This window comes from Halonotius roseus (assembly GCF_006861655.1).
Lineage (GTDB): Archaea > Halobacteriota > Halobacteria > Halobacteriales > Haloferacaceae > Halonotius > Halonotius roseus.
In genome coordinates this window covers 775,292-784,635 of sequence record NZ_SESI01000002.1, presented here as the reverse complement: position 1 = coordinate 784,635, position 9,344 = coordinate 775,292, and the positions used below count along the sequence as shown (strand labels likewise).

Sequence of the window (9,344 nt, the reverse complement as noted above, 5' to 3'; positions counted from 1 at the left end):
GTAGGGCCCGGAATCTTGTCTCAGATTCCGTCTCCGGGCTCTGACTCTCATCACCCGTACCGATTACTGGCACGGTGGGCCGTTACCCCACCGTCTACCTAATCGGCCGCAGCCGCATCCTTCAGCGGTATCTTTCGTAAACACCGCATTCCAGCTGGTGTTTCGTATCAGCTATTAGCCTCAGTTTCCCGAGGGTATCGCTGACTGAAGGGTAGCTTGGCCACGTGTTACTGAGCTATGCGCCGCGAGTCTAAACTCGCTCGACTAGCATGGCTAAATCGAATCCCAATAGCAATGTCCTCCGGCAGGATCAACCGGAATGTATCCAACTGTCTCGGAGAGACAGTTGGGGGTTGGCGGGAACGATCCTCTGACGAGGATCGGTCACCAAATGTGTCTCATTGCATGGTCTGTGTTCGGGGCCACGCGAGCGATCGGGTGGCACCGAACTACCAAGGCTAACGTCGGATCCCATCTGTACGGCGTACCGCAGGGGTGGGATCCCCATTGTGTCGGATCTGAACGTATCCGACTGGGCCGTATAAGCCCGTCGGATCAGTTGTGGTCGACTCGCGTCGACCACGCGTTCTGACCCATGCGAGTGCTGACCGATTCGAACGGTCGGCGGCTCGCGGTGTGTTTTGCTGCATTCCAGTTGAACGCCCTGTTATACTTAAGGGCGTTGTTTTGAACTGGGAGCCGTCCGGCGATTCCGGACGACCATGGTGGCGCGCGTTTCCGCACACGACCAGTGCATCCTATCGAAGACGAGGTTTATACAAAAGGCCGTCGAAGCGAACCCGCCACGTCATGCGGTTTCATGCGCCGAACCCACATGGAGAACCACGGAGGACGGAAATGAGAGTAACGGGAACGGTGAAGCGGTTTCGAGGGCGTTAAGCGACTCTCATCGACACGAGGAACAAGTCAAACGAAGGATGTAGCGCGGCTGGAGGTCGAACGGTCATCCCCTGTATCGCACAGACGGTCGCGCCGGATGATTGCCGCGCAAGCGGACGGTCAGTGTGAGCGAGACAAAACGCTACCGAAACCGACAGCCATCGAAAGAACACGAGGCCGCCACGTCGGTAACGCCGATCACTCGTCGAGGTGTTCGATGCCTTCTTTGGAGACGTTTGCCTCGGTGATCTCATCTGGCATCCAGTCGGGTGAGTTGTCAGGGGCTGTCTCCTCCCAGGCCCAGCCCTCGTATTTGTGTACCTTGTCGGTGCCTTTCTCACGGAGTTCGAGCGATACCCGATCGGCAGCCGCTTCCGAAGGGGCTGGGTCGAGCCGCCGGGCCGCCTTCAGGGCGGCCTGCCGGGGGGTGTTCCCCGAAAAGACACTGTCTTCGGTCCCGTCCGCCTCGCGGAGTGCAAAGTTTCGCTTACCGTCTTCACGTACCATGGTTTGTGGCTCCATGCCAACCGAGGACATGCATTGATATAAATATATCGGGGATTTGAACACTCAACGAGCGATCCTTTAAATACGATCACACGCGGGCCGGGAGTTCTGGTCGGTGGTTCTGACAGCGACACGATCCAAACAACGGCGGCGGCAGCATCGGCGAACACCCGATGGATAAAGCGGTAACAACAGTTATATGGAGTCTGTGGCGAATGGGGATAGACACCGGCGATGGTTCGGAAAAAGAAGCTGAGTCCAAGTGGGGCCAAAGACGACGACGGTGAGTACCACAACGTCCACGTCAATCTACACGAAGACGAGCTTGCGGTCGCCGGCATGGAGATCGGCGACGAGGTCTTCGTGCGGGTGCGCGAGGACAAGATCATCATCCAGAAGGCCGACCCTGACACCGTCGAACACGACTTCTAACCCGGAGCCAGCCACTCGGTTTCAGCGTCCGAGGGGAGACGAACACCAACCGACCAGCCCAACGAGCGGTTCGTCGGATTGATAGCGGTCGATCCCGGTAGCACACCTAATGACCCTCTATGAGATGGCGAAACCGGCACTTTTCGCTCTCCCGCCGGAGACCGCCCACACCGCGGTTCACCGACTTCTGAGAGCCGTTCAGGACACCCCGATCGCGGACAGCCTCCGAAACCGCTACCGTGTCGACGACGACCACCTCCGACAATCCGTGTTCGGTCTCGATTTTCAAACCCCGGTCGGCGTCGCCGCCGGCTTCGACAAAAACGCCGAGATCCCGCGAGTGTTGGCCGATCTCGGCTTCGGCCACGTCGAGGTCGGCGGCGTCACCGCCGAGAAACAGCCCGGCAACCCCAAGCCGCGCATGTTCCGACTCCCCGAAGACAACGCGCTCATCAACCGAATGGGATTCAACAACGAGGGTGCCGACCGGATCGGCCAGCGACTCGACAGTGAGCCACAGCCCGACGTACCGCTCGGTGTCAACATCGGGAAGTCGAAATCAACACCACTAGAGGAGGCAGCCGACGACTATCTGTACACCTACGAGCGTGTCGCCGACACGGGCGACTACTTCGCGGTCAACGTCTCCAGTCCGAACACGCCGGGGCTGCGCTCGCTACAGAACCGCGAGTCGTTGGAGGAAATTCTGGGAACGCTACAGGATGCGGGAGCCAGCCCGTTGTTGGTCAAGCTCTCGCCGGATCTCCCGGACGGCGCGGTCGAAGACGCGCTGGGGGTCGTCGACGATCTCGGACTCGACGGCGTCATTGCGACCAACACGACGACGAGCCGGCCGGAGAGTCTCCAAAATCCGAACAAGGCCGAAACCGGCGGGCTCTCCGGCAAGCCAATCGAAAGCGAGGCGACCGATCAGATCCGCTTTATCGCCGAGCGCACCGACGTACCGATCATCGGCGTCGGCGGCGTCAGCGATGCGGCAGGAGCGTACGAGAAGATACGCGCGGGCGCGAGCCTCGTCCAGTTGTACACCGGCCTCGTCTTCGAAGGGCCGAGCATCGCCCGCGACATCAACGAAGGACTGCTCGATCTGCTGGAACGCGACGGCTTCGACTCCGTCGACGAAGCAGTCGGTGTCGACCTGGGGTAACCCGAAACGCGCGTTTGAGCGTCCACAAACTATTCTTGCGGATCGGTTGTGAGCCCCGATATGGACAGACGACGGTTCCTCGCGTCGGCGGCGATCCCGCTTGGAATCACGACAGCCGGCTGTTCGTTCGGTACCCAAACCGTCGAACTCGACGCGGAAACCGAACGACAGGACGAGGGTCGCCAAAACGAGACGTATCTCGTCTACCAACACGACGGTGAGGAGGTTCGGGTTGTCGGGTTCAGTCAGGGCGCGTTCCCGGCGTCGCTGGACGAGCAGTTCGGACTCGGACTATTCATCGAGTACGACGAGGCAACGACACTGGAGTCATTCCGGTTCGATCTCCGCGCGCCGCCGACCGGGGAGCCAGCCGACATCTATCTCGGCTCGCCCGCCGGAGAAGCGTGGCCGTATCTAACGTACGGGCAGGTCGACGGTGAGGAGTCGATACGGATCGCACTGGCGGACGCAGTCGACAGCGTCGACGAAACAGTGTTTATCAACACGGTTATCGACCCGAGGGCGGCTCCGGTCGAAGCGATCACTATCGACATCGGGATCGAACTCACCGCCGAAGGCACCGGAACGACCTACCGCGCGGAAACAACAACGACGTTCGAGCCGGAAACGCGAGCGGACGCACAGCCAACGGACGAGAGCGGCGAAAACGCCTCGAACAGCTGACTACACCTCGGAAACGATCACGATAGCGTCGCCAGCTTCGAGCATCTCACCCTCGCCAGCGTAGCGTCGCTCGCGGTTGACCTCGAAGAAGTCCGGGCCGAGTTCCTCGCCGGCGACGTGGAGTTCGTCGTCGGTGAGGTCGTAGTCGCCAGCCTCGATCCCGTCTTCCAGATCAGGAACCTGGGAGCCGTACTCAGGGCCGACCTTCGAGTAATCAAGGCTGATATCGGCGATGACGGATTCGATTTCGGGCTCGCTGTCGAGGACGGTCAACTCCTCGACGTGCATCACGCCGCGGATGTCGTCCTCGAATCCCTCGATCGGCCCGTAGACCTCGACGGCCGACAGCGCGGCGTTGAGCGGGAGCTGCTGGTCGCTCTTGTATTTCCGGAGCGCGCCGACGACCGCCATCGCGGCGGCCCCACCCTCGCGGTCAGCGTCGATGCCGAGCGGTTCGGGCCACACCGACTGGTGGATGCTCGCGTCGGCGTCGTACATGTCGCGGTAGAGCTCCTCGGTGACGTGCGAGAGGAGGGGGGCAAACAGTTTGAGGAACCGCTCGTGAGCCGTCCGAAGCGTGTAGGCCGCCGACTGATCGCCACCCTCGTCGAGTCGCTGTTTGGCGATTTCGAGATAGTCGTCACAGAAGGTGTTCCAGAAGAAGGTGCGGAGACCGTCGCGGGCTTTCGAGAACTCGCGGTTTGCGAGCAGGTCGGTCAGTTCCTCGATTTCGGCGTCGAGTTCCGCCAGCAGCCAGCGGTCGAGGGCGGCGAGGTCGTCGGGCCGGTCGACCGGCTCAGGCGCGAGCGAGTCGACGAGCTTCGAGGCGTTCCAGAGCTTCCGGATCAGTTTCTCGCCCGCGCGCAGGCCCTTCTCCTGATACGGCAGGTCGTCGCCGATCGCGCTGCCGGCCGCCCAGAACCGCGCGGCGTCGACCGGATACTCGTCGAGGACGGCGTCGGGATCGACGACGTTCCCTTTCGATTTCGACATCTTTTCTCGATTCTCGTCGAGCACCATCCCGTTGATCATCGTCGTGTCGAACGGCACCTCGCCGGTGTGTTCGTAACACTTGATGACGGTGTGGAACAACCAGAAGGAAATGATGTCGTGGCCCTGCGGCCGGAGATCCATCGGGTAGATCTCGGGTCGATCCATCGTGAATTCTTCATTTTCTTCGTCCCAGTCCCAGCCGGCGTTGATGAGGGGTGTCAGCGACGACGTGGCCCACGTGTCGAAGACGTCGTCCTCGGGGACGAGTTCATCGTGGCCACACTCAGGACAGCTATCGACCGGCGGATCGTCCGAAAGCGGATCGACCGGGAGGTCGCTTTTTTCTGCGATAACCTCGTGATCGCAGTCGGCGCAGTACCACACCGGGAACGGGATGCCCGAGGATCGCTGCCGGGAGATACACCAGTCCCACTCCAGACCGTCGATCCAGTGCTGATAGCGGGTAAACATCTTCTCGGGGAACCACTCCATCTCGCGGCCGGCGTCAAGGTACTCCTCGCGTTTGTCCAGCACCTCGACGTACCACTGCTCGGTGACGCGATACTCGACGGGCACGTCGTCGCGCTCGTGAACCTGCACGACGTGGTCGATCTCCCAGCGGTCGCGGAGTTGCCCGGCGTCGTCGATATCCTCGACGATGGCCTCGCGGGCTTCCTCGGTGCTCATCCCTTCGTAGTCGCCGGCGAGGTCGGTCATCGTCGCCGACTCGTCGATGGCGACCCGGAGGTCGAGGTCGTGGGCTTGGTACCACTCGATATCAGTCTGGTCGCCGAAGGTACAGCACATCACGACGCCGGTTCCCTTCTCTCGGTCGACGCGGTCGTCCTCGTAGATCGGGATCTCGTGGCCGAACAGCGGGACGCGAGCCGTGCCGCCGACGAGGTGGGCGTTGCGGTCGTCGTCGGGGTGGACGAACATCGAGACGCACGCCGGGATGAGTTCTGGGCGGGTCGTCGAGATGACGATGTCGTCGCCCGGTTCGGTCGGCGTCGGGTACTCGTAGTCCTCGTCGCTGACGGCGTCAGAGTCCGGCTCGCTACCGCTCTCGACGAGTTCGAAGGCGATATCGTTGAAATAGGATTGCTCCTCGTGGTCTTCGGTTTCGACCTGCGAGATGGCGGTTTCGCAGTCGGGACACCAGATCGCCGGAGCCTTCTTGCGGTATTCGCGGCCCTGATCGTAGAGATCGATAAAGGAGAGCTGGGAGACGCGCTGGACTTCGGGCGAGATGGTCTGATAGGTGTTGTTCCAGTCGATGGAGGTGCCCATCGCCTGCATCTTCTCCGTAAACTCTTCCTCGTAGTCGGCACAGACTTCGCGGCATTTCTCCTGGAACTCGTAGCGGTCGAAGTCCTGATGGCGGATGCCGAGTTCAGATTCGGTGAGACGTTCGGAGGCAATCCCATTGTCGTCGTAGCCGAAGGGGTAGAACACGTCGTGGCCCTGCATGCGCTCGAAGCGGGCGACGATATCCTGGAGGATGGAGCCGTAGACGTGGCCCCAGTGGAGGCTGCCCGAGACGGTCGGCGGTGGGGTGTCGATAGCGAACGTCGTGTTCGGGTCGGTCGCGTCGTCGGGGTAGGCGTACGTTTCGTCGTCGAGCCACTGCTGTTGCCATTTGGGCTCGACGGCGTCGGGGTCGTACTCTCCGGTTGGCATTGCGGGAGGGAACTCGCCGCGGGGACTAAGGTTAATCGACTTCCGAACGCGCGGTCGACCGATAGCGACCATCCGTCAGGATCAGCCAGCCGATCAACCGCCTTCCTGGCGGACTGAAAGGGCGAGGCACTCTCGACGAACCCCGGCGATGCAAGCACCGCAGCGAACGCAGTGAGTGAGGAGCGAAGCGAGCCGCGGGAGTCGAGAGAGCCGAGGGCTTTCTCTGTTTCAGCCGTTGTTTCGGTTGCGTCTTCGATTACTGCGTATCGACACGAATCCTTATGCGACGAGAGGCCAATACCCCAGTCAGTGTTGAGCGCGTTTTCGTGGCCGGCGGCCGCCTCGCTGGCCTCTGGGCTGCTCTCGGTGGGGTTTATCGCGTTCGTTTGGCCCTACCGCGAGGAGGACGGCGCGAGGCTGTTCATGGCGATGATCGGGGCCATCACGCTGTGGGCGGTGTCCTACGGCGTCGCGCTGCTCGTTTTCGATCCGACGCTCCGCTTTTTGCTTGAGATTCCGATCTGGCTGGGTACCTGTTTCACGAGCCTGCTGTTTCTGGCGTTCGCCCTCGAATATACCGGGCGGAAGGACGCGGTGCGGTCGCCGGCGATGGGCGCGCTCGTCGCGCTGATGGTCGGCTTTGTCGCCCTGATCGCAACGAATCCACGGCATCAACTCGTCTGGCAAAACTACCGGATCGAGCCAACGCTCGGTGCGGCGACGGTCGCCCACACGACCGAGGCGTGGCTGTTGCTCATTTTGATGACGCTGATGATCCTCACGGCTGGTGCGGTACTCATCCTCATCGAGACGTTCATGAGTTACGGCCAACTGTATCGCTCCCAGACGCTCGCCCTTGCGCTGTCGCCGCTCCCGGTCATCCCCGGAATCCTGCTGTGGCTGTTCAACGTCGGCCCCGTCCCGAACCTTAATCTCGCGCCACTGCTGTTTCCGCTGCATCTCGGGCTCGACATGTACGCCTTCTTCCGGCGCAACATGTTCGAGTTGACGCCCGCGGCCCGTCGGACGGGCGATCAAACCGCTATCGACGATCTCGGGATCGGCATCATCATCGTCGACGACGACCAACGCGTCATCAACGCCAACGATGCGGCGACAGCGATCGTCGAGACACCGAAGCCGGATTTCCTCGGGAAATCACTCGATAGCATCGAACTCGAAATCGATCTCGCGGGCGACGACCAGCGCATTCGCCACGGCGACACCAGAACACGCGATTACGCCGTCACCGTCTCGCCGATCGAGGATTCGGCCGACAGCACGGTCGGCCACACGATCACCCTCCAAGACATCACGACCGAACGCCAACGCGAGCAGCGACTCGCCGTGCTCAACCGTATCCTCCGGCACAACCTCCGCAACGACCTCAATGTCGCCAGCGGCTATCTCGAAGTTGTCGCCGACGGCGTCGACGACGAGGGGTACGCCGACATGCTCGAAACCGCGAAACGCAACACCGACAGTGTGCTCGAACTCGGCGACAAGGCCCGGATGGTTGAGCGAACGCTGGAAACCGAGGACATGGGAACCGAGCCGATTCCAGTTGCCGATCTTGTCGACCACATCGCCGACCAGCTCGTCGCCGATCACGGCGGCAGCGTCGCCAACGAGGTGTCCAAGGCGTTCGCCGTCGAGACCAACCGCCAACTCCTCGAAAGCGTGCTGGCGAACCTCATCGAGAACGGCCTCGAACACGGCGGCTGCAGCGTCACCGTCTCAGCGACGACCACAGGATCGACCGCGCGGATCGAGGTGAGCGACAGCGGTGATGGTATTCCAGAGCACGAACTCAGCGTGATCGAGGAGGGCAAAGAGACAGATCTCGAACACGGCAGCGGGATCGGGCTGTGGCTCGTCGAGTGGGGCGCGACCGCACTCGGCGGGAACGTGAGCTACGAGATCGATGCGACAGGGACGACCGCGACCGTCGAACTCCCTGACGTTGTCGACAGCGAGTAAATCGAGTGGCTGGCGCAGTTACGCGTCGGGGAGCAGTTCGTTCGTGTAGAGGTCGGTCGTTGGCAACTCCTCGGCCGGGATCGGTTCCCCGTCGACCGTGGTGAGAATGTCGGTGTCGGCAAGCCATTCGACGAAGGCATCCCATCGGTCGTGGGTCATCGTCCCCCACCCCCCATCAGCGGTCAGATACGCGTCAGTGAGCTCGCGTTGGCTCTCGCGGAGGAAATCGGGGTCGCCGTTGTCCATTCCCTCGGCCGTCTCGCCGAGGATCTCGGCGGCCCGGTCGGGGTTGTCGACCGCGAACTGGTAGCCGCGGGCTGTCGCCGCGAGGAAGTCGCCGAGGGCGTCGCCGTCGTCGATCGTCTCTGGCCGAGCTAAGAGGAGAGGTGTGTAGCCGTACGGGACATCATACTCATCGAGATAGAAGGCGTTGAGATCGATCCCATCGCGGGCCGCGAGGACGCCCTCCCACGGCATGAACACCCAGGTCGCGTCCGCCTCGCCGTCAAGCAGGGTGTTCCAGATGCCGAGTTTCGGCGGCGTACTGATGTCGATATCGCCGTCGCCGCCGTCGTTGCGGACGAGTTGGCGGACGATGTGATCCTCGAAGCGGGCGTCGTAGGAGGCATAGCGGTGACCGTCGAGCTCGGCCGGCCGGTCGAGGCCGCTGTCGCCGAGGGTGACGATCGCGCTTTTGTCTTCCTGGCAGACCGCCGCGACAGCCGTCAGCGAGGGGTAGTCGGGGTGGGTCTGGTAGCTGATGACACTCTCGGAGGGCGCGATCGCTAGTGTCACCTCACCGGTGGCGACCTGCTTTGCCGGCGTCGTCTCGTAGTCGTCGTCGGCCGGCGAATGGATCGACACGTCGAGGCCGCGGTCGGCGTAGTAGCCCTCCGCGAGCGCGACGTAGAATCCGGTGTGGTTCGTGTTCGGTGTCCAGTCGAGTGCAAGGTCGATCGCGGTCATTTGTCGGTGGTACGACCGGGCGATGAAAAAGATC

Annotated in this window: 7 protein-coding genes and 1 rRNA gene; 4 read left to right on the top strand and 4 right to left on the bottom strand. The window is 62.1% G+C overall.

What is annotated here, in order from left to right:
* Together EWF95_RS10015 and EWF95_RS10010 are read right to left on the bottom strand one after the other, a co-directional pair.
* Positions 1–321: ribosomal RNA gene (locus tag EWF95_RS10015) — 16S ribosomal RNA — on the bottom strand; the annotation flags it as partial.
* A 777-nt stretch (positions 322–1,098) separates the two neighbouring features.
* On the bottom strand, positions 1,099–1,407 hold the full coding sequence (locus tag EWF95_RS10010) for a non-histone chromosomal MC1 family protein (RefSeq protein WP_142443944.1): 309 nt from the start codon (positions 1,405–1,407) through the stop codon (positions 1,099–1,101).
* A gap of 234 nt (positions 1,408–1,641) precedes the next feature.
* On the opposite strand from EWF95_RS10010, the gene EWF95_RS10005 reads away from it, so the two are divergent.
* From EWF95_RS10005 to EWF95_RS09995, 3 genes are all read left to right on the top strand, one after another.
* Positions 1,642–1,839, top strand: coding sequence for an AbrB/MazE/SpoVT family DNA-binding domain-containing protein (locus EWF95_RS10005; protein ID WP_142443911.1), 198 nt, complete (start codon positions 1,642–1,644; stop codon positions 1,837–1,839).
* A gap of 109 nt (positions 1,840–1,948) precedes the next feature.
* On the top strand, positions 1,949–3,007 hold the full coding sequence (locus EWF95_RS10000; protein ID WP_142443910.1) for a quinone-dependent dihydroorotate dehydrogenase: 1,059 nt from the start codon (positions 1,949–1,951) through the stop codon (positions 3,005–3,007).
* 60 nt (positions 3,008–3,067) lie between these two features.
* Positions 3,068–3,691, top strand: coding sequence for a hypothetical protein (locus EWF95_RS09995; RefSeq protein WP_142443909.1), 624 nt, complete (start codon positions 3,068–3,070; stop codon positions 3,689–3,691).
* Here EWF95_RS09995 and EWF95_RS09990 read toward each other — a convergent pair whose 3' ends face one another.
* On the bottom strand, positions 3,692–6,364 hold the full coding sequence (locus tag EWF95_RS09990) for a valine--tRNA ligase (RefSeq protein ID WP_142443908.1): 2,673 nt from the start codon (positions 6,362–6,364) through the stop codon (positions 3,692–3,694).
* A gap of 312 nt (positions 6,365–6,676) precedes the next feature.
* On the opposite strand from EWF95_RS09990, the gene EWF95_RS09985 reads away from it, so the two are divergent.
* Positions 6,677–8,344, top strand: coding sequence for a sensor histidine kinase (locus tag EWF95_RS09985; RefSeq protein ID WP_185911758.1), 1,668 nt, complete (start codon positions 6,677–6,679; stop codon positions 8,342–8,344).
* A gap of 18 nt (positions 8,345–8,362) precedes the next feature.
* Here EWF95_RS09985 and EWF95_RS09980 read toward each other — a convergent pair whose 3' ends face one another.
* Positions 8,363–9,310, bottom strand: coding sequence for an ABC transporter substrate-binding protein (locus EWF95_RS09980; RefSeq protein WP_142443906.1), 948 nt, complete (start codon positions 9,308–9,310; stop codon positions 8,363–8,365).
* Between the last annotated feature and the right edge of the window lie 34 nt (positions 9,311–9,344).